The following is an 18,518-nucleotide window of genomic DNA, read 5'->3' on the forward strand; positions in this document are numbered from 1 at the left end:
GCCGTGTTTTGCGCTATAGTGCCACAAAGGCGATTGGCGAGTAGGTTGGTGGTGCGTTTAAAACGTCACGCAGCGTGTGCTGATCGAGTGACACATAAAACTGCTCAAGCGCTTGATCTAGAATACCTTTTAGACCGCAATGCGCACGCATGACGCAAGGTGGTTCATGGCATTCCACAATCTGGTGATCACCTTGAAGAATCCGCACAATATGCCCTAGTCGAATCTCTAGCGCTTTGGGATTTAAACGTAATCCTCCACCTTTGCCCCGTGTTGTAATGATCCACTCTTGTTTTCCCATAAAGTGAACCACTTTAACCAGATGATTTTGTGAGACATGCAAATCCTTTGCAATATCGGCAATGGTGTACGGGAATTCACTGGGGCGTGAAACATACATCAGAATCCTCAGTGCATAATCGGTAAATTTATTGAGTTGCATGATCCGCAAAGACAACAGAAGAAAAAGCCCATCTTAGCCTGAAAGTCCTCAGAAAGAAACGTGGAGACGAAGACAGTACGGATTTCATCTGTGAATTTTAGACCCTTAAATAGGAGCACTCAGATGCAGTTCATCTCCAACCTGATAGGCATTTAAAAGACGATCTGCGACGTGATGATTTGCAGCGTCTTCTGGTGTTTTGACTTTAAATGCCCATATATGGCTTGCTGCTTGAATGCGATGCAATGGAAATTGTTCGGGTTGTTTTAAACCTAACTCTGGAACATTTACCCGAACAGTAACCAATGAAGGGATCTGAATGTCAGGAAGTGGATGGGTGTCGACTGCCGCGATACTAAAAATCTTGCCTTCATCGTCGGTGTGAATATCCACGATTTTGAACTCACGCCATCCGGCCCAGCCACCCGGTTGTGCGGCTAGCTGATGATATTTTTCTTGCTCAACACAAATCAAAAGATCTGCTAATTGTTGATAAGCCTGTTGCCACGCCAAGATCAGTTCAGATTCAAAGGGAACGTTCAATACCTCAGAAATCGAATGTAAAAGATGCTCACCTACAATTGCATAATGCTCAGGTTGAATGTCTAGACGAACATGGGTGCTGGTAATGCGCTCGACAGCTTTGGCTAATTTTTCCGGATGCTCAATGTGTTCGGCATAGGCCAGTACCGCAGCGGCCAAAGCACGGGGCTGACGTCCAGTTTGCTGATGATCTTGATTAAAAATATGCTTAAGTTCCGGATGTTGTTTTAACATGCGTGCGTAGAAATAACGGGTTAATGCAACACCGTGCTCACGTAAGACCGGGACTGTGGATTGAATGAGTTGAATGTGCTCAGGTGTCATGATACGACCACTTGTAGTTTATAAGATGTATTTAAAATACATCTTATAAAGTGCATTTTCAATATACCTTTTAAAAATAGATAAAAATAAAGATCTATCGCTTTCCAAACAGTGAGCCGAGCAAGCCACGAACCAGTTTCTGGCCGGTTGGTCCGCCCAGAGTGCGTGCTGCACTTTTAGCAAATGTACCCAGCACATCTTGAGTCAGTTTGTCACGGTCACGCTGAGCTTTTTCATCGGCTTTTTGCTGTTCACGCGCTAAGCGCTCTTGTTCTTTGGCCTGCTGTTTTGCTAAAGCTTCCTGCTGTTTGGCTTGCTGCGCAGCTTCAGCTTGCGCCTGCTCTTGCTCAAGCCGATCACTGACTTTTTGTTGCAGCATTTCATATGCACTATCACGATCGACCATCTTTTCATACACACCCGCCACCAAACTCTGCGCCATCAGCGCCTGACGTTCTTCATCACTGAGCGGGCTAAACGATGAGTAGGGTGGCATAACCCAGCCACGTTGTACAATTTGAGGTGTGCCTTGTTGGTCGAGACAACTGATCAGGGCCTCTCCAACTGCCAGTTCTGTAATGGCCTGATCGACTTTAAAATCTGGATTGGCCCGAAAGGTATCGGCGGCTGTTTTTACCGCTTTTTGATCTTTAGGAGTAAAGGCGCGTAAGGCGTGCTGGACACGATTACCCAGCTGGCCAAGTACGCTTTCTGGTAAATCCAGTGGATTTTGGGTAATAAAGTATATCCCAACCCCTTTAGAGCGAATCAGACGGACCACCTGCTCAATTTTCTGTTGTAGGGCAGGGCTGGCGTTGTCAAACAGCAAGTGGGCTTCATCAAAAAAGAACACCAGTTTAGGCTTGTCCGCATCGCCGACTTCAGGCAGTTGTTCAAACAGTTCGGACAACATCCACAGTAAAAAGGTGGCATAAAGTTTTGGTGAGTTCATGAGCTGATCTGCGGCAAGCAGATTGATGTAGCCATGGCCTTGAGCATCGGTTTGAATAAAATCCAAAATATTTAAGCTGGGTTCACCAAAAAATTGCTCGGCACCCTGATCGCCCAAGGCCAATAAATTGCGCTGAATTGCCCCAATACTGGCAGGCGATAAATTACCGTATTCGGCTTTTAAATCGGCAGCATTGTCACTGACATAACTGAGCATGGCTTTTAAATCTTTAAAATCGATGAGCAGCAATCCTTGATCATCAGCAATTCTAAATACTGCCGATAACACGCCCTCTTGGGTGTCGTTCAGATTGAGCATTTGTGCTAAAAGCAGCGGCCCAATTTCGGAAATGGTGGTTCGAATAGGGTGCCCGTGCTGACCGAACACATCCCAAAATACAGTGGGAGAGGCAGCAAATGGAATTTGATCAAGGCCTAAGAGTTGTAAGCGCTGTTCAAATTTGGGGTTACTGCGACCAGCTTTGGCGATACTTGATACATCACCTTTGGCATCGGCCAAAAAAACCGGGACACCAATCCGTGAAAAATTTTCTGCCAATACTTTTAAAGTAACTGTTTTTCCTGTTCCGGTTGCGCCGGCAATCAAACCATGCCGATTGGCAAACTCGGAATGTAAAACAATCTCTTGTGAAGGATCACGGCTGTTTTTTGCAATAATGATTGGTGTTCCCATAGGTTGTCCTCTGGTGATTGTTATTCAAGTTGTTGTAGTGCGTTTTGGATATCTTGAATTAAATCTTGCGGATGTTCCAGTCCTATGCAAAAACGAACCAGTAAACCCTGTTGTAAATGTGTAGTATCTAACTGACGCATCTGTTTCAGATCATAAAGCATGACCAGACTCATTGGGCCTCCCCAGCTAAACCCCAGTTTAAAAAGCGTTAATGCATCACAAAAACGTCGAATCGCAGCCAAATCATATTTGGAGTCAAAAATTACACTGACCAGACCCGCACTTTGCCCTGTAGTACATACCTCTTTCCAGTAGACATGTCCCGGACTGCTGGCAAGGCTAGGATGGAGCACTTGTGTAAATTGCGTTTGCTGTTGCAGCCACGTTGTTAAAGTGCGTGCGTGATCGGCCTGCTGTTGATAACGCAGCGCCATATGCGGCAAACTGCGTATAATCTGTGCTGTATCATCACCCGACACACAAATGCCCTGATTGGCATGAATTTTAAAAAGTCGATCATGCAAGGCTTTACTGCGGGTGATTACGCTGCCCATTAAGATGTCGCCTCCACCACTGGGGTATTTGGTCAGGGCATGTACTGTTACATCGACCGAGAGATGTTCATCGCCAATATCAAAAGCGTTAAACGCCAAACCAGCTCCCCATGTATTGTCCAAAGCAGTGATAACCTGAGCAGCTTGGGCCTTTTTTAATAATGCTTTTAAATCTGGAAACTCAAGGGTAATCGAGCCTGCTGCTTCAAGCCAAAGGAGCTTGGTTGCTGCGCTGGGTACGAAGCTGTCTGCGTCAATCGGATTATAGATTCGCACATGAATACCGTAACGCTGTTGCAAATTTTTTAGGTGCTCTATGTTTGGTCCATAAACGTTATCTGGCACCCAGACCTCTTCACCTTGGCTTAAAAATGTCGAATTGACTAAATTAATCGCCGAGAGACCACTCGGTGCCAGTAAGCAAAACTGTCCACCTTCAAGCTGTGCCAGTTGATCACCGAGCGTAAATGTAGTGGGTGTGCCATGAGTTCCATAACTATAGTCATAGGGATCGCTCCAATGGCGATCAAAAAGGTGCGCCGTACTTGGGAAAATAATGGTTGATGCACGAAACAGGGGAGGTTGGATGCTATGAATATACTGCGGTGCATTGCGTGGCGCATGAATCAGTGCAGTTTGCGTTTTTTTATTGTCAGACATGGTGCAAAATCGTAATGGAATTTGAACTAGAGTAAAAAAAATTAAGCAATTACGCCAGTTTTTGCGTGTTTTGTTGGTTTTTATTTGAAAGTGTCAATTTTCATTTAAGTTGGCTTCAATTTTGCACAACCCTCTTTGATACTAACAACAATATAGGTTTGAATTGCGCATGAAGCCGTTTTTAAAAGTGCATTATTTTCAGCATATTGCTGGTGAAGGGTTCGGAAGTTGCTATGAATTTCTTAAGTCGAACCACGCCAAAATTACTGCAACCGAATTTTTTGCCTTGCCAGCCGATTCGGCGCTTGAAATTGAAGCGTTGCCACAAATAGAAGATGTCGACCTGCTCATTATTATGGGGGGGAATATTAGTGTGAATGACGAAGCCAATTATCCATGGCTCAAGCTTGAAAAACGTTGGATCAGGCGCTATCTTGCGGCAGGAAAACCAGCTATTGGCTTGTGTTTGGGTGGGCAACTGATTGCCAGTGCTTTAGGCGCTGCGGTAAGTCATAGCGCCTATCATGAAGTCGGCTGGACCACAGTACAGCGCGTGCATAATATTCCAGCAACGTGTTTTCAATTACCCGAGCGCGTCAATGTATTGCAGTGGCACAACGAATGCTTTGAAATTCCCAAAGGTGCAGTGCATTTGGCAGAAAATCAAATTTGTCGTAACCAAATGTACCAGATTGGCAAAAATGTTTTGGGCTTTCAGTTTCACCCCGAAATTACCCCACAGACACTTGAGTTGTTCCTAGAAGATGATGAGCATGTTGGTCACTTAACAGGCGATATTATCAGCAATCTGGCAGAGCTTAAGAATTCTCGGCGCGGGTATTTTCAAGAAGGTAATCAATTACTCAACCAAGCGATTGAATATGTATTAGAGGCATCTTGATTGCATCGGTAGGGGCATCAATAAAAACAAAAAAAGCCCAAATTTTATGAAAAAAACCAGAAATAGAATTGCATAAGACTTAAACAATCGTTATAATGAGCCACCCCAAATTATGGGGCATTTGCTGCGGAAAACGTAGTAAATGCATGACAGTCGCGGCATCGATCGTGACCTTAGTGATTTTCACTGCCTTTGACACTTACCATTAGGTGAGGTGCGTCAAGGGTGATTCTTTATATATTTTTGGCTTGGAGTTTACTGGTATGTCTAACCAGAGAATCCGTATCCGTCTTAAGTCTTTTGATCATCGTTTAATTGATCAATCTTCTCAAGAGATCGTAGAAACCGCTAAGCGTACTGGCGCACAAGTGTGTGGTCCAATCCCGATGCCTACTCGCATCGAACGCTTCAACGTTCTTACTTCACCGCACGTAAACAAAGACGCGCGTGATCAGTACGAAATCCGCACCTACAAACGTTTGATCGATATCGTTCAACCAACAGACAAAACTGTTGATGCATTGATGAAATTGGATCTTGCAGCTGGTGTTGATGTTCAGATCGCATTGGGTTAAGGCTTTCGGGTTAATTAGTGCCTGGCATTAATTAAGCTGCTTTTTTAGAGGTTACACACATGGCTATTGGTTTAGTCGGCCGCAAGTGCGGTATGACCCGTATCTTTACAGATGCCGGCGTCTCTGTGCCTGTTACAGTGATTGAGGTTGATCCTAACCGTATCACTCAAATTAAAACGCTTGAAACTGATGGTTATCAAGCGGTTCAAGTTACTACTGGCGAACGTCGTGAATCTCGCGTAACTAATGCTCAGAAAGGTCACTTCGCGAAAGCGGGTGTTGCTGCTGGTCGTTTGGTTAAAGAGTTTCGCGTAACTGAAGCTGAGCTTGAAGGTCGTGAAGTTGGCGGTACAATTGGTGTTGATTTGTTCGCAGTTGGTCAAGTTGTTGACGTAACTGGTCAATCAAAAGGTAAAGGTTTCCAAGGTGGTGTTAAGCGTTGGAACTTCCGTACCCAAGACGCGACTCACGGTAACTCAGTTTCTCACCGTGTTTTAGGTTCTACAGGTCAAAACCAAACTCCTGGACGCGTGTTCAAAGGCAAAAAAATGGCCGGTCACCTAGGTGACGAACGCGTAACAGTACAAGGTCTTGAAATTGTATCTATCGATGCAGAGCGTTCAGTTCTCGTTGTTAAAGGTGCGATTCCTGGTGCTACTGGTGGCGACGTTATCGTTCGTCCTACGATCAAGGCCTGAGGGGAAATAACGTGAATTTAAAAACTGTTTCCGGCTCTGCTGTTGAGTTGTCTGAAGTTGCTTTTGGACGTGAATTTAACGAAGCTCTTGTACACCAAGTTGTTACAGCTTACTTAGCTGGTGGTCGTCAAGGTACTCGTGCTCAAAAATCTCGTGCAGAAGTATCTGGTGGTGGTAAGAAGCCATTCCGTCAAAAAGGTACAGGCCGCGCACGTGCTGGTTCTATTCGTAGCCCAATCTGGGTTGGCGGCGGTAAAACATTTGCTGCTCGTCCACAAGACTGGTCTCAAAAAGTAAACCGTAAAATGTACCGCGGTGCAATGCAATGTATCTTAGCTGAACTTGTTCGCCAAGATCGTCTTGTATTGGTTGAAGAGTTTGCTGTTGCAGCTCCTAAAACTAAAGAATTGCTTGCTAAACTGAACGACTTGAATGCTGCTCGTGCATTAATCGTTACTGATGCTGTAGATGAGAATCTATATCTTGCAGCACGTAACCTTCCACATGTAGATGTGGTTGATGCAACTGCAATCGATCCTGTTAGCTTGATCGCGTTCGATAAAGTTGTGATGTCTGTAGCTGCTGCTAAGAAAATTGAGGTAGAACTCGGATGAACAACGAACGTATCTATCAAGTCCTAAAAGGACCAGTCTTCTCAGAAAAGGCACAAGTTTTAGGCGAAACTGCTGGTGTTCAAGTGTTCAAAGTTGATATCAATGCAACTAAACTTGAAATCAAAAAAGCAGTTGAAAAACTTTTTGGTGTAGACGTGCTTAAAGTAAACACGACGATCACTAAAGGTAAATCGAAGCGCTTTGGTAAAACATTAGGACGTCGTTCTGATGTTAAAAAAGCATACGTCACCCTGAAAGCTGGCCAAGATGTAGAAATGGCTGACTTGGGCGATACCGCTGAAAGCGCAGCGGAATAAGGACGAAAATTATGCCGATTCAAAAATGCAAACCAACGTCTCCAGGGCGTCGCTTTGTTGAAAAAGTGGTTCATAGCCACCTTCACAAAGGTAAGCCTTTTGCAGCGTTGGTTGAAGCTAAAAAACGTACTGGTGGTCGTAATAACAACGGTCACATTACCACTCGTCACGTTGGTGGTGGTCACAAGCAGCATTACCGTCTTGTAGACTTCAAACGTAACAAAGATGGTATTCCTGCAGTTGTAGAGCGTATTGAATACGATCCTAACCGTACCGCACACATCGCATTGTTGAAGTATGCTGACGGTGAGCGTCGTTATATCATCGCACCTAAAGGCTTGCGCGCTGGTGATAAAGTACAATCTGGTAACGATGCTCCAATTCGTCCAGGTAACTGCTTGCCACTTCGTAACATGCCAATCGGTTCTACACTTCACAACGTTGAACTTAAAATCGGTAAAGGTGCTCAATTAGCACGTTCTGCTGGTACTTCAGTTCAGTTGTTGGGTCGTGATGGTTCTTACGCAATCGTTCGTCTACGTTCAGGCGAAATGCGTAAAATCCATGTTGAATGCCGCGCTGTAATTGGTGAAGTTTCTAACCAAGAAAACAACCTTCGTTCATTGGGTAAAGCTGGTGCGTCGCGCTGGCGTGGTGTTCGTCCTACCGTTCGTGGTATGGCGATGAACCCAGTAGATCACCCGCACGGTGGTGGTGAAGGGCGTAACAAAGGTATTCAACCTGTAAGCCCGTGGGGTCAAAAAGCGAAAGGGTACAAGACACGTACCAATAAGCGTACGACTAAGATGATTATCCGCGATCGTCGCGTCAAGTAAAGGAATCTGACTAATGCCTCGTTCATTAAAAAAAGGTCCGTTCGTCGACGCGCATTTGTTCGCTAAAGTTGAAGCTGCTATTGCTGCAAACAACCGTAAGCCGATCAAAACGTGGTCTCGTCGTTCGATGATCCTTCCAGACTTTGTTGGTCTAACAATTTCTGTTCACAATGGCCGTAACCATGTTCCAGTAATCGTATCTGAACATATGGTTGGTCATAAACTCGGTGAATTCGCGCCAACTCGTACCTATCGTGGTCACGGCGTTGACAAGAAATCTAAACGTTAATAGGTGTCATGATGGAAGTAACTGCTAAATTACGCGGTGCCGCTATCTCGGCACAAAAGGCACGTTTGGTTGCAGACCTAATCCGTGGCAAATCTGTTGCTCACGCGCTTAACATTTTGAACTTCAGCAACAAAAAAGCTGCTGTTCTAGTGAAAAAAGCTTTGGAATCTGCAATTGCAAATGCTGAACACAATAACAGTTTAGATGTTGATGACCTTAAGGTGTCTACGATTTACGTTGATGAAGGCATGAGCCTTAAACGTATTATGCCACGTGCTAAAGGCCGTGCAGATCGTATCACTAAGCGTACTTGTCACATCACCGTTAAGGTAGGGGTTTGATATGGGTCAGAAGGTTCATCCAATCGGTATCCGCCTAGGTGTTGTGAAACGTCATAACGCTAACTGGTATGCGAATCCGAAACAATACGCTGAATACTTGCTTAAAGATCTTCAAGTTCGTGAGTTTTTGACTAAAAAACTTAAGAGCGCGATGATCAGCAATATTCTTATCGAACGTCCAACAGGCGCTGCTAAAGTAACGATTAGCACTGCTCGTCCTGGTATCGTCATCGGTAAAAAAGGCGAAGACATCGAGAAATTACAGCGCGAACTTACCACTATCATGGGTGTTCCTGCGCAAGTAAGCATCAATGAAATCGATCGTCCAGATTTAGACGCACGTCTTGTTGCTGAAGCAATCGCTTCTCAACTAGAAAAGCGTGTAATGTTCCGTCGCGCAATGAAGCGTGCGGTACAAAACAGCATGCGTGCTGGTGCGAAAGGTATCAAAGTTGAAGTTTCTGGCCGTCTAGGTGGTGCAGAGATCGCTCGTACAGAATGGTATCGTGAAGGTCGTGTACCTCTACATACGCTTCGTGCGGACATCGACTATGCAACTATGCGTGCTGAAACAACTTACGGTACGATTGGTGTTAAAGTCTGGATTTTCCGTGGTGAAATCTTGGGTGGCATGAAACAAGTCATGAACCCTGCACCACAAGAAGAGCGTCCAGCTAAACGCGGTCGTGGTCGTGGTGAAGGTCAAGAGCGTCGTGGTCGTCGTTCAGACCGTGCTGCTGACAAGGGAGAATAATCCATGTTGCAACCTAAACGTACCAAATTCCGTAAAGTGCAAAAAGGCCGTAACACTGGTCTTGCACATCGTGGTAGTACAGTATCATTTGGTTCGATTGCGATTAAAGCGACTGAACGTGGTCGTATGACTGCGCGTCAGATCGAAGCTGCGCGTCGTACTATTAGCCGTCGTATTAAACGTGGTGGTAAAATCTTCATCCGCGTATTCCCAGACAAGCCAATCACCGAAAAGCCATTAGAAGTTCGTATGGGTAACGGTAAAGGTAATGTGGAGTACTGGGTTTGTGAGATCAAACCAGGTAAGATCCTGTACGAAATTGAAGGTGTGAACGACGAGTTGGCAACTGAAGCATTCAAGCTTGCTGCTGCTAAACTTCCGTTTAAAACCACTATCGTGACTCGGACGGTAATGTAATGAAAACTAAAGATCTACGTGAAAAGTCGGTAGAAGAGTTGAAAGCTTTGCTTGATGAGCAACAGCTTAACCAATTCCGTCTTCGTATGGCAAAAGCGACTGGTCAATTGGGTAAATCGCACGAAGTGCAAGTTGCTCGTAAAACCGTTGCTCGTATCAAGACACTCCTTACCGAAAAACAGGGGAACGGACAATGAGTGAAAAAACAGTCCGCACGTTAACCGGCAAAGTAGTAAGCGACAAAATGGACAAGTCAATTGTTGTCCTTATCGAACGCCGCGTTCAACACCCGTTGTATGGCAAATCAATCCGCCGTTCAACAAAATTACACGCTCATGATGAGAACAACGTTGCTAAACTTGGCGACCTAGTGACCATCAAAGAAAGCCGCCCAATTTCTAAAACTAAAGCTTGGACTTTGGTTGAAGTTGTTGAAGCAGCTGCTGAGTAATTAGGTTCTTGTTGCATCATCGGTCAATTTCGAGTACTCTTTGAGCCTTTCGAAATTGTGACCGGTGTTGCTCGGTTTTGGAGTAGGGCAATGATTCAAACCGAAAGTATGCTCGACGTAGCAGACAATAGTGGTGCACGCCGCGTACAATGTATTAAAGTACTAGGTGGTTCACATCGTCGTTATGCTTCTGTTGGCGACATTATTAAAGTTACTGTAAAAGAAGCAATTCCACGTGGCCGTGTTAAAAAAGGTGACGTGATGAATGCTGTTGTAGTACGTACAAAGTTCGGTATTCGTCGTCCAGACGGTTCTGTAATCCGTTTTGATGACAATGCAGCTGTATTGTTAAACAACAACAAAGCTCCGATTGCCACCCGTATTTTCGGACCAGTGACTCGTGAACTTCGTACTGAACAGTTCATGAAAATTATTTCATTGGCTCCTGAAGTTCTATAAGAGGCAATCATGGCTAAGATTAAAAAAGGCGATCAGGTTATCGTGATCGCAGGTAAAGAAAAAGGCAAACAGGGTACTGTTTTGTCTGTTTCTGAAGACCGCGTTAAGGTTGAAGGCCTTAACTTAGTGAAGAAGCATCAAAAGCCGAACCGTGTAACTGGCGCTGAAGGCGGCATCGTTACTCAGGAAGCTTCGCTTCATATCTCAAACGTGGCAGTTTTTAATGCTACAACCCAAAAGGCTGACCGTGTTGGTTACCAAGTTGATGAAAATGGCGCGAAAACTCGTGTTTATAAATCAAATGGTGAATCAGTGGCGGTAGCGAAGTAATAGGTTGAAAAACGGCAATGGCCAGACTTAAAACACGTTACAACGAAGAACTTAAAGCTAAGTTATTAGAAGAACTTGGCGTTAAGAATGTGATGGAAATTCCTCGCATTACAAAAATCACTCTAAACATGGGTGTTGGTGCAGCTGCAACTGATAAGAAATTATTAGACGGCGCTGTAGCAGATATGCAGTCTATTGCTGGTCAAAAACCAGTAGTTACACTTGCACGTAAATCAATCGCTGGTTTCAAAATCCGTGATGGTTGGCCAATCGGTTGTAAAGTTACTTTACGTGGCGAACAAATGTACGAATTCTTGGACCGTTTGATCTCGATCGCAATCCCTCGTATCCGTGACTTCCGTGGTTTCTCAGCGAAATCATTCGACGGTCGTGGTAACTACTCGATGGGTTTGAAAGAGCAAATCGTTTTCCCTGAAATCGATTTTGACAAGATTGATCGTATTCGTGGTATGGATATTACTATTACTACCACTGCTCGCACCGATGACGAAGGCCGTGCGCTTATGCGTGCATTCGGCTTCCCGTTCAAATAAGAGGTCGATATGGCTAAGAAAGGTATGATTAATCGCGAATTAAAACGCGAACAAACTGTTGCTAAATACGCTGCAAAACGTGCTGAATTAAAAGCAACGATTGCAAACGTAAATGCAAGCGACGAAGAGCGTTTTGAAGCGATGTTAAAGTTACAGGCATTGCCACGTAATGCATCTCCTGTTCGTCTTCGTAACCGTTGTGGTTTAACTGGTCGTCCTCATGGTTACTTCCGTAAGTTCGGTTTAAGCCGTAACAAACTACGTGACACAGTAATGCAGGGTGATGTACCAGGCGTTGTTAAGGCAAGCTGGTAAGGGGCGACTATAGATGAGTATGCAAGATACCGTTGCCGACATGCTAACACGTGTTCGTAACGCACAAATGGCGAAGAAACAATCTGTTTCTATGCCAAGTTCTAAGTTAAAAGTTGCAATTGCAAACGTACTTCAACAAGAAGGTTATATTTCTAACGTTGAAGTTGCGCAAGAAGAAGCTAAAGCGACTTTAACTTTGACTTTAAAATATTTTGAAGGCAAACCAGTTATCGAAACTGTGAAGCGCGTAAGCCGTCCAGGCCTTCGCCAATATCGCGGTAAAGATAAACTACCGAGCGTTAAGCAAGGTTTGGGTATTGCAATTGTTTCTACAAGCAAAGGCATCATGACTGATCGCGCTGCACGTGCTGCAGGTATCGGTGGTGAAGTTATTGCTTTTGTTTCTTAATAGGTGATTCCTCATGTCTCGTGTGGCTAAAGCCCCAGTAACTGTACCTAACGGTGTTACAGTTACTCAGAACGGCCGGCAGGTCGAAGTGAAAGGCACTAAAGGTACATTGTCTTTCAACCTGCATGCGCTGGTCGAGCTAAAACAGGAAGAAGGTAAACTTCAACTTGCTCCAGTTAAAGAGTCTAAAGACGCTTGGATGCAAGCTGGTACTGCTCGCGCTGTGTTAAACAACCTTGTAAAAGGTGTTAACGAAGGCTTCGAACGTAAGTTACAACTGATTGGTGTTGGTTACAAAGCTGCGGTTAAAGGTGCAAGTATTAACCTTAACCTCGGTTTTTCTCACCCAATCGAGTATAGCCTTCCTGAAGGTGTAACTGCTGAAACTCCAACTGCGACTGAAATTATTTTGAAGTCTGCAGACAAGCAGTTACTAGGTCAAGTTGCTTCAGAAATCCGTGGTTACCGTCCACCAGAGCCGTATAAAGGTAAAGGTGTTCGTTATTCGGATGAAGTTGTTCTTCGTAAAGAAGCTAAGAAGAAATAAGGCGCGAGGTTCTTATGAACGAAAAGAAACAATCCCGTTTGCGTCGTGCGAAAAGCACACGCTTGCACATCCGTGCGTTGGGTGCGACTCGTTTGTGTGTAAACCGCACGCCGCGTCACATCTACGCACAAGTTATTTCAGCAGATGGTGGCAAAGTTTTAGCGCAAGCTTCTACTTTGGATACATCATTGCGTAGTGGTACTACTGGTAACGTTGAAGCGGCTACTAAAGTAGGTGCTTTAATTGCTGAACGTGCTAAAGCAGCTGGTGTTACTAAAGTTGCGTTTGACCGTTCTGGTTTTAAATATCATGGTCGTATCAAAGCCTTGGCTGATGCTGCTCGTGAAGGCGGCTTGGAGTTCTAATCATGGCGAAAGTTGAACAAAACGAAGGTCTCGTTGAGAAGCTGGTTGCCGTTGATCGTGTAGCCAAGGTTGTTAAAGGTGGTCGTATTTTCTCTTTCACAGCATTGACTGTTGTGGGCGACGGAAATGGCCGTGTAGGTTTTGGTCGTGGTAAAGCACGTGAAGTTCCAGCTGCTATTTCTAAAGCACTTGAAGCTGCTCGTCGTAACATGATTACAGTTGACCTTGCGGGTACTACTCTACAACACCCTGTGAATGCTCGTCATGGCGCAAGCCGTGTGTACATGCAACCTGCTTCTGAAGGTACTGGCGTAATTGCTGGTGGTGCTATGCGTGCCGTTTTAGAAGCTGCTGGTGTACATAACGTACTTGCTAAATGTTATGGTTCTACGAATGCTGCGAATGTAGTAAACGCGACTTTTAAAGGTTTGCGTGATATGACATCTCCTGAGAAAGTTGCTGCAAAACGTGGTCTTTCAGTAGAACAAATTCAAGGGTAATCAATCATGAAAACGATTAAAGTTACCCAGATCAAATCTGCTTCGCATCGTTTGAAAAATCACAAACTTTGCCTACAAGGTTTAGGTCTGCGTCGTATTGGTCATACGGTAGAAGTACAAGATACTCCTTCAAACCGCGGTATGATCAACAAAGTCTACTATATGGTTAGTGTAGAGGAGTAAACCATGACTCTGCGTTTAAATGAACTTGCACCTGCAGAAGGTGCAAAACGTGACAACCGTCGTTTAGGTCGTGGTATCGGCTCTGGCGTTGGTAAGACTGGTGGCCGTGGTGTCAAAGGTCAAAAATCACGTAAGAGCGGTGGTGTACGCCCAGGCTTTGAAGGCGGTCAAACAGCGATTTATCGTCGTTTGCCTAAATTCGGTTTCACTAGCCAAATCGCTTTGAAAACTGCTGAAGTGCGTTTATCTGAACTCAACAAAGTGGAAGGCGAAGTTGTTAGCCTTGAAACTTTGAAAGCTGCGAACGTTGTTCGTCGTGACCAAGTTCGTGCACGTGTTGTTCTTTCTGGTGAAGTAACTCGCGCGTTTACTGTGCAAGGTGTTGCTTTGACTAAAGGCGCTAAAGCTGCAATTGAAGCTGCTGGCGGTAAAGTCGAGGAGTAATGCCGAGTGTCTATGTCTCCTAGTTCTTCAGGTCATGTCAACATGATGAAAGGACAGCCGTTTCACGTGAAATACCGTGAAATTATTCGCCGATTAATGTTCTTGATTGGTGCATTGCTGGTCTTTCGACTAGGAGCGCATATTCCGTTGCCGGGTATTGATAATGTAGCGCTAGCACGTTTTTTTAAAGCCAATGAAGGAACCTTCTTGGGTTTATTTAATATGTTCTCTGGCGGTGCATTAGAACGTATGTCAATTCTCGCACTAGGGATCATGCCGTATATTTCAGCATCGATTATCGTGCAGTTAATGTCTACGGTCGTTCCTTCGCTAGAAGCTTTAAAGAAAGAAGGCGAGCAAGGCAAGCGCAAAATTAATCAATACACGCGTTATGGCACCTTATTTCTTGCACTCGTGCAAGGTGTAGGGATGTGTGCTGGTCTGATTAGTCAGGGAATTACGCTGACTTCCGGACTAGCATTTTATGTTCCTGCGGTAACCTCTTTGGTTGCTGGAACGATGTTCCTAATGTGGTTGGGAGAACAAATTACCGAACGTGGTATTGGTAATGGTATCTCGATGATCATTTTTGCAGGAATTGTTGCAGGGTTACCCAATCAGGTAATTCAGGCCTTTACTTCTGTCCAAAATGGGCAGGGCAGTTTAATTGGAATTGCCGTATTTGCCTTGTTATCTCTTGCTGTCCTTGCAGCAATTGTGTTTATCGAAAAAGCACAACGACGCATTCCTGTTAACTATGCACAAAAGCAACAAGGTCGCCGGATATTCACTGCACAGCAAACGCATTTGCCATTGAAAATTAATATGGCCGGTGTAATTCCAGCTATTTTTGCCAGCTCATTGTTATTATTTCCAGCGAGCTTGGGTCAATGGTTAGGTAGTGCAGATCCGAATGCGGGTATTGTAAAGCGTAGCTTGCAAGATTTGGCACTCGTGTTATCGCCTGGACAGCCGTTGTATTTAATGCTGTTCGGTACGTTAATTATTTTCTTCTGTTATTTCTACACGGCACTGGTTTTCAGTCCGAAAGAAGTGTCAGAAAACTTAAAACGTAGCGGCGCATATGTACCTGGTATACGCCCAGGTGAGCAAACGGCTCGTTATTTAGATCATATTCTTAATCGTTTGACGTTTATTGGTGCAATTTATATTACTGTGGTGTGTTTGATGCCAATGATCCTACAGAATTCATTCGGTATTCCGTTCCATTTGGGCGGTACATCGTTGCTGATCGTAGTGGTCGTGGTGATGGACTTTATGGCTCAATTGCAAGCACATCTCACGTCTCATCAATATGACAATCAAACGTTAATGAGAAAAACGACTGCTCATCCTAAGGGATAAGCGCACTTAGAGGTTTCATCATGAAAGTACAAGCTTCTGTAAAGAAAATTTGTGGTAGCTGTAAAGTTATCCGTCGTAATGGGGTAATTCGCGTAATTTGTAGCGCAGAACCTCGTCATAAGCAGCGTCAAGGTTAATCTGATCAAGACCTGTTGATTTCAGTAGGCTAATTAGGTTAATATCCGCCCCTCAAAGATTTTTTGTGGGGCGGTTGATTATCTACTGCCTTTTTGGAGAAAGTGAATGGCTCGTATTGCCGGTGTAAACATTCCGGATAACAAGCATGCTGTTATCTCCCTCACGTATATTTTTGGTATTGGTCGCCACACTGCTAAGAACATCTTAGCTGCTGCTGGTATTGGTCAAACCACTAAAATCCGTGAGTTGGATGATGCTCAGCTTGATGCGATTCGTGCAGAAGTTGCTAAGGTTCCAACCGAAGGTGACTTACGTCGCGAAATTTCCATGAACATTAAACGTTTAATGGATTTAGGTTGCTACCGTGGCCTTCGTCATCGTCGCAGCTTGCCTGTCCGCGGACAACGCACCAAAACTAACGCACGTACCCGTAAAGGTCCGCGCAAACCGATTAAAAAGTAAGATTTCTGGAAGCTAAAAGATGGCTAAAGATACTCGCACACGCAAGAAGGTCACCCGTACCGTCTCTGAAGGTGTTGCACACATTCACGCGTCTTTTAATAACACCATTGTTACGATTACCGATCGTCAAGGTAATGCATTGGCTTGGGCCACCTCAGGTGGACAAGGCTTCCGTGGTTCACGTAAATCAACTCCGTTTGCTGCTCAGGTAGCTGCTGAAGTTGCTGGTAAAGCAGCTTTGGATTACGGTTTGAAAAACCTAGACGTCCTTGTAAAAGGTCCTGGTCCAGGTCGTGAGTCTGCGGTTCGTGCATTAGGCGCAGTGGGTTATAAGATCAACAGCATTACCGATGTGACTCCAATCCCTCACAACGGTTGCCGTCCACCTAAAAAACGTCGCGTGTAAGGAGAAACATTCATGGCTCGTTATATTGGTCCAAAATGCAAACTCTCTCGTCGCGAAGGGACAGACCTGCAGCTTAAATCTGGCGTTAAACCATTTGACGTCAAAACTAAAAAACATGCGAAAGCGCCTGGTCAACATGGCCAAGCTCGCGGTAAGCAATCAGAGTATTCACTACAATTACGTGAAAAACAAAAAGTACGTCGTATGTACGGTGTGTTAGAGCGTCAATTTAGTAATTACTATAAAGAAGCAGCTCGTGTTAAAGGCGCAACAGGTGAAAACTTGTTGAAATTGCTTGAAAGCCGCCTCGATAACGTTGTTTATCGCATGGGTTTTGGTTCTACACGTGCAGAAGCTCGTCAGTTGGTAAGTCACCGTTCAATCACTTTAAATGGCCGTCGTGTAAACATCGCGTCTATTCAAGTGAAAGCGGGTGACGTGATTGCAGTGCATGAAGGTGCTAAACAACAATTACGTATCAAAAACGCAATTGAATTAGCTGCTCAACGTGGTATTCCTGCTTGGATGGAAGTTGACCATTCTAAGCTTGAAGGTACGTTCAAAGCTGCGCCAGATCGTTCTGATTTGCCTGCTGAAATCAACGAAAGCTTGATTGTAGAATTGTATTCTAAATAATCCTTGAGGTAGCAATAAATGACGCGTACTGCAAACGAGTTTCTAACTCCGCAAGCGATCAAGGTCGAAGCGGTGAGCGGGACCTCGGCAAAAGTGATTCTGGAACCTTTAGAGCGTGGCTTTGGTCACACTCTAGGTAATGCTTTACGTCGCATTCTATTGTCTTCTTTGCCTGGCGCTGCTGTGGTTGAAGTTGAAATAGAAGGCGTCGAGCACGAGTACAGTACTTTAGAAGGCTTGCAGCAGGACATCGTCGAGCTCTTGCTGAACCTTAAAGGATTGTCTATTAAGCTGTTCGATCAAAATGAAGCATATTTGACATTAGAGAAACAAGGACCAGGCGACATTACTGCCGCTGATCTACGTTTACCTCATAATGTTGAAGTGGTCAATCCAGAACATCTTATTGGTACTTTGAGTGCTTCAGGCTCAATCAAAATGCGCTTGAAAGTATCTCAAGGTCGTGGTTATGAAACTTCTGACTCGCGTTTCCCGGAAGGCGAAACTCGCCCGGTAGGTCGCCTACAGTTAGATGCGTCGTACAGCCCGATCAAACGTGTTTCTTACACCGTTGAAAATGCGCGTGTAGAACAACGTACCGATCTAGATAAACTGGTTATCGATCTTGAAACCAACGGAACTGTAGATCCTGAAGAAGCAATCCGCAAAGCGGCAACAATCTTGCAACAACAAATTGCAATTTTTGTTGATCTTCAGAAAGATCAAGCACCTGTTGCTCAAGAACCTCGTGAAGAAGTTGACCCAATCTTGCTTCGTCCAGTAGATGATCTAGAGCTTACTGTTCGTTCTGCTAACTGTTTGAAAGCAGAAAATATTTACTACATTGGTGATCTTGTTCAACGTACTGAAGTTGAGTTGTTAAAAACTCCTAACCTAGGTAAAAAATCGTTGACTGAGATTAAAGATGTTTTAGCTTCGAAAGGCTTGCAACTCGGCATGCGTTTAGAAAACTGGCCACCTGCTAGTTTACGCATGGACGATCGCTTTGCCTATCGCAGCCGTTAATTAAGTAGGACTATCACC

31 protein-coding genes and 1 pseudogene are annotated in these 18,518 nt (G+C 44.6%); 28 read left to right on the plus strand and 4 right to left on the minus strand.

The genetic code is table 11. The annotated features are described in order from the left end of the window. Positions 1-13: 13 nt before the first annotated feature. The 4 genes from KCV09_RS13835 to KCV09_RS13850 all read right to left on the minus strand — a co-directional run bounded on the left by KCV09_RS13835 (position 14) and on the right by KCV09_RS13850 (position 4,168). Positions 14-442 carry an RrF2 family transcriptional regulator gene (locus KCV09_RS13835; protein ID WP_025095666.1) on the minus strand — a complete coding sequence of 143 codons (429 nt, stop codon included), beginning with the start codon at positions 440-442 and terminating at the stop codon, positions 14-16. Between the two features lie 105 nt (positions 443-547). Then, positions 548-1,309: a globin domain-containing protein gene (locus KCV09_RS13840; RefSeq protein ID WP_212515291.1), complete on the minus strand. Its 762-nt coding sequence runs from the start codon at positions 1,307-1,309 to the stop codon at positions 548-550. A 94-nt stretch (positions 1,310-1,403) separates the two neighbouring features. Beyond that, positions 1,404-2,954 carry a helicase HerA-like domain-containing protein gene (locus KCV09_RS13845; protein WP_151809011.1) on the minus strand — a complete coding sequence of 517 codons (1,551 nt, stop codon included), beginning with the start codon at positions 2,952-2,954 and terminating at the stop codon, positions 1,404-1,406. 20 nt (positions 2,955-2,974) lie between these two features. Then, positions 2,975-4,168 carry a PLP-dependent transferase gene (locus tag KCV09_RS13850; protein ID WP_076033072.1) on the minus strand — a complete coding sequence of 398 codons (1,194 nt, stop codon included), beginning with the start codon at positions 4,166-4,168 and terminating at the stop codon, positions 2,975-2,977. Positions 4,169-4,337: 169 nt separating this feature from the next. Here KCV09_RS13850 and KCV09_RS13855 point away from each other — a divergent pair, with 169 nt between their 5' ends. The 28 genes and pseudogenes from KCV09_RS13855 (at position 4,338) to KCV09_RS13990 (ending at position 18,500) form a co-directional block, all read left to right on the plus strand. Beyond that, a complete protein-coding gene (locus KCV09_RS13855) occupies positions 4,338-5,069 on the plus strand; it encodes a type 1 glutamine amidotransferase (RefSeq protein WP_004934531.1) in 732 nt (243 codons plus the stop codon). A gap of 263 nt (positions 5,070-5,332) precedes the next feature. Beyond that, entirely contained in the window at positions 5,333-5,644 is a 312-nt protein-coding gene (rpsJ, locus tag KCV09_RS13860) for a 30S ribosomal protein S10 (RefSeq protein WP_004725677.1), read from the plus strand. Positions 5,645-5,703: 59 nt separating this feature from the next. Continuing rightward, complete coding sequence (rplC, locus tag KCV09_RS13865; RefSeq protein WP_004934532.1) at positions 5,704-6,342, plus strand: 50S ribosomal protein L3; 639 nt, start codon at positions 5,704-5,706, stop codon at positions 6,340-6,342. 11 nt (positions 6,343-6,353) lie between these two features. Beyond that, positions 6,354-6,956 (plus strand): 50S ribosomal protein L4, encoded by a 603-nt coding sequence (gene rplD, locus KCV09_RS13870; RefSeq protein WP_004924100.1) that lies wholly within the window; start codon positions 6,354-6,356, stop codon positions 6,954-6,956. Further along, the gene (rplW, locus tag KCV09_RS13875) at positions 6,953-7,273 is read left to right on the plus strand and encodes a 50S ribosomal protein L23 (protein WP_004924102.1); all 321 of its coding nucleotides are present in this window, start codon (positions 6,953-6,955) and stop codon (positions 7,271-7,273) included. The genes rplD and rplW overlap by 4 nt, the downstream gene beginning before the upstream one ends. A gap of 11 nt (positions 7,274-7,284) precedes the next feature. After that, positions 7,285-8,109: a 50S ribosomal protein L2 gene (gene rplB / locus KCV09_RS13880; protein WP_004924105.1), complete on the plus strand. Its 825-nt coding sequence runs from the start codon at positions 7,285-7,287 to the stop codon at positions 8,107-8,109. Between the two features lie 13 nt (positions 8,110-8,122). Next, positions 8,123-8,398: a 30S ribosomal protein S19 gene (gene rpsS, locus KCV09_RS13885; protein WP_004281508.1), complete on the plus strand. Its 276-nt coding sequence runs from the start codon at positions 8,123-8,125 to the stop codon at positions 8,396-8,398. 11 nt (positions 8,399-8,409) lie between these two features. Continuing rightward, on the plus strand, positions 8,410-8,739 hold the full coding sequence (rplV, locus tag KCV09_RS13890; RefSeq protein ID WP_001982638.1) for a 50S ribosomal protein L22: 330 nt from the start codon (positions 8,410-8,412) through the stop codon (positions 8,737-8,739). Between the two features lies 1 nt (position 8,740). Next, positions 8,741-9,554 (plus strand): annotated as a pseudogene (rpsC, locus tag KCV09_RS13895) (30S ribosomal protein S3); the annotation flags it as partial. Beyond that, on the plus strand, positions 9,497-9,910 hold the full coding sequence (gene rplP / locus KCV09_RS13900; RefSeq protein WP_004934537.1) for a 50S ribosomal protein L16: 414 nt from the start codon (positions 9,497-9,499) through the stop codon (positions 9,908-9,910). The pseudogene rpsC and the gene rplP, both read left to right, overlap by 58 nt. Beyond that, the gene (rpmC, locus tag KCV09_RS13905) at positions 9,910-10,107 is read left to right on the plus strand and encodes a 50S ribosomal protein L29 (protein WP_004934539.1); all 198 of its coding nucleotides are present in this window, start codon (positions 9,910-9,912) and stop codon (positions 10,105-10,107) included. The genes rplP and rpmC overlap by 1 nt, the downstream gene beginning before the upstream one ends. Further along, complete coding sequence (gene rpsQ / locus KCV09_RS13910) at positions 10,104-10,361, plus strand: 30S ribosomal protein S17 (protein ID WP_004657679.1); 258 nt, start codon at positions 10,104-10,106, stop codon at positions 10,359-10,361. Before rpmC ends, rpsQ begins: the two co-directional genes overlap by 4 nt. 90 nt (positions 10,362-10,451) lie before the next feature. After that, positions 10,452-10,820 (plus strand): 50S ribosomal protein L14, encoded by a 369-nt coding sequence (rplN, locus tag KCV09_RS13915; RefSeq protein ID WP_004924120.1) that lies wholly within the window; start codon positions 10,452-10,454, stop codon positions 10,818-10,820. A 9-nt stretch (positions 10,821-10,829) separates the two neighbouring features. Then, entirely contained in the window at positions 10,830-11,150 is a 321-nt protein-coding gene (gene rplX / locus KCV09_RS13920; RefSeq protein WP_004924123.1) for a 50S ribosomal protein L24, read from the plus strand. A gap of 17 nt (positions 11,151-11,167) precedes the next feature. After that, on the plus strand, positions 11,168-11,704 hold the full coding sequence (rplE, locus tag KCV09_RS13925; protein ID WP_004934541.1) for a 50S ribosomal protein L5: 537 nt from the start codon (positions 11,168-11,170) through the stop codon (positions 11,702-11,704). A 9-nt stretch (positions 11,705-11,713) separates the two neighbouring features. Continuing rightward, positions 11,714-12,019 (plus strand): 30S ribosomal protein S14, encoded by a 306-nt coding sequence (rpsN, locus tag KCV09_RS13930; RefSeq protein ID WP_004934544.1) that lies wholly within the window; start codon positions 11,714-11,716, stop codon positions 12,017-12,019. 13 nt (positions 12,020-12,032) lie between these two features. Beyond that, a complete protein-coding gene (rpsH, locus tag KCV09_RS13935) occupies positions 12,033-12,428 on the plus strand; it encodes a 30S ribosomal protein S8 (RefSeq protein ID WP_004934546.1) in 396 nt (131 codons plus the stop codon). A gap of 13 nt (positions 12,429-12,441) precedes the next feature. Continuing rightward, positions 12,442-12,975: a 50S ribosomal protein L6 gene (rplF, locus tag KCV09_RS13940; protein WP_004934548.1), complete on the plus strand. Its 534-nt coding sequence runs from the start codon at positions 12,442-12,444 to the stop codon at positions 12,973-12,975. A gap of 14 nt (positions 12,976-12,989) precedes the next feature. Then, a complete protein-coding gene (rplR, locus tag KCV09_RS13945) occupies positions 12,990-13,340 on the plus strand; it encodes a 50S ribosomal protein L18 (protein WP_004924139.1) in 351 nt (116 codons plus the stop codon). 2 nt (positions 13,341-13,342) lie between these two features. After that, entirely contained in the window at positions 13,343-13,840 is a 498-nt protein-coding gene (gene rpsE, locus KCV09_RS13950) for a 30S ribosomal protein S5 (RefSeq protein ID WP_004657688.1), read from the plus strand. A 6-nt stretch (positions 13,841-13,846) separates the two neighbouring features. Beyond that, the gene (rpmD, locus tag KCV09_RS13955) at positions 13,847-14,023 is read left to right on the plus strand and encodes a 50S ribosomal protein L30 (RefSeq protein ID WP_004924142.1); all 177 of its coding nucleotides are present in this window, start codon (positions 13,847-13,849) and stop codon (positions 14,021-14,023) included. A gap of 3 nt (positions 14,024-14,026) precedes the next feature. After that, positions 14,027-14,467, plus strand: coding sequence for a 50S ribosomal protein L15 (gene rplO / locus KCV09_RS13960; RefSeq protein ID WP_004934550.1), 441 nt, complete (start codon positions 14,027-14,029; stop codon positions 14,465-14,467). A 45-nt stretch (positions 14,468-14,512) separates the two neighbouring features. Beyond that, on the plus strand, positions 14,513-15,832 hold the full coding sequence (gene secY / locus KCV09_RS13965) for a preprotein translocase subunit SecY (protein WP_171063726.1): 1,320 nt from the start codon (positions 14,513-14,515) through the stop codon (positions 15,830-15,832). Between the two features lie 20 nt (positions 15,833-15,852). Then, positions 15,853-15,969 (plus strand): 50S ribosomal protein L36, encoded by a 117-nt coding sequence (gene rpmJ, locus KCV09_RS13970; RefSeq protein ID WP_000867907.1) that lies wholly within the window; start codon positions 15,853-15,855, stop codon positions 15,967-15,969. 106 nt (positions 15,970-16,075) lie between these two features. Beyond that, the gene (gene rpsM, locus KCV09_RS13975) at positions 16,076-16,432 is read left to right on the plus strand and encodes a 30S ribosomal protein S13 (RefSeq protein ID WP_004934556.1); all 357 of its coding nucleotides are present in this window, start codon (positions 16,076-16,078) and stop codon (positions 16,430-16,432) included. Between the two features lie 19 nt (positions 16,433-16,451). Next, complete coding sequence (rpsK, locus tag KCV09_RS13980) at positions 16,452-16,838, plus strand: 30S ribosomal protein S11 (RefSeq protein WP_001040166.1); 387 nt, start codon at positions 16,452-16,454, stop codon at positions 16,836-16,838. A gap of 12 nt (positions 16,839-16,850) precedes the next feature. After that, the gene (rpsD, locus tag KCV09_RS13985) at positions 16,851-17,474 is read left to right on the plus strand and encodes a 30S ribosomal protein S4 (RefSeq protein WP_004934559.1); all 624 of its coding nucleotides are present in this window, start codon (positions 16,851-16,853) and stop codon (positions 17,472-17,474) included. Positions 17,475-17,492: 18 nt separating this feature from the next. Then, positions 17,493-18,500, plus strand: a complete 1,008-nt coding sequence (locus tag KCV09_RS13990; protein ID WP_004924164.1) for a DNA-directed RNA polymerase subunit alpha — start codon at positions 17,493-17,495, stop codon at positions 18,498-18,500. Positions 18,501-18,518 lie beyond the last annotated feature (18 nt).

The organism is Acinetobacter soli, from assembly GCF_018139125.1.
Classification (GTDB): domain Bacteria; phylum Pseudomonadota; class Gammaproteobacteria; order Pseudomonadales; family Moraxellaceae; genus Acinetobacter; species Acinetobacter soli.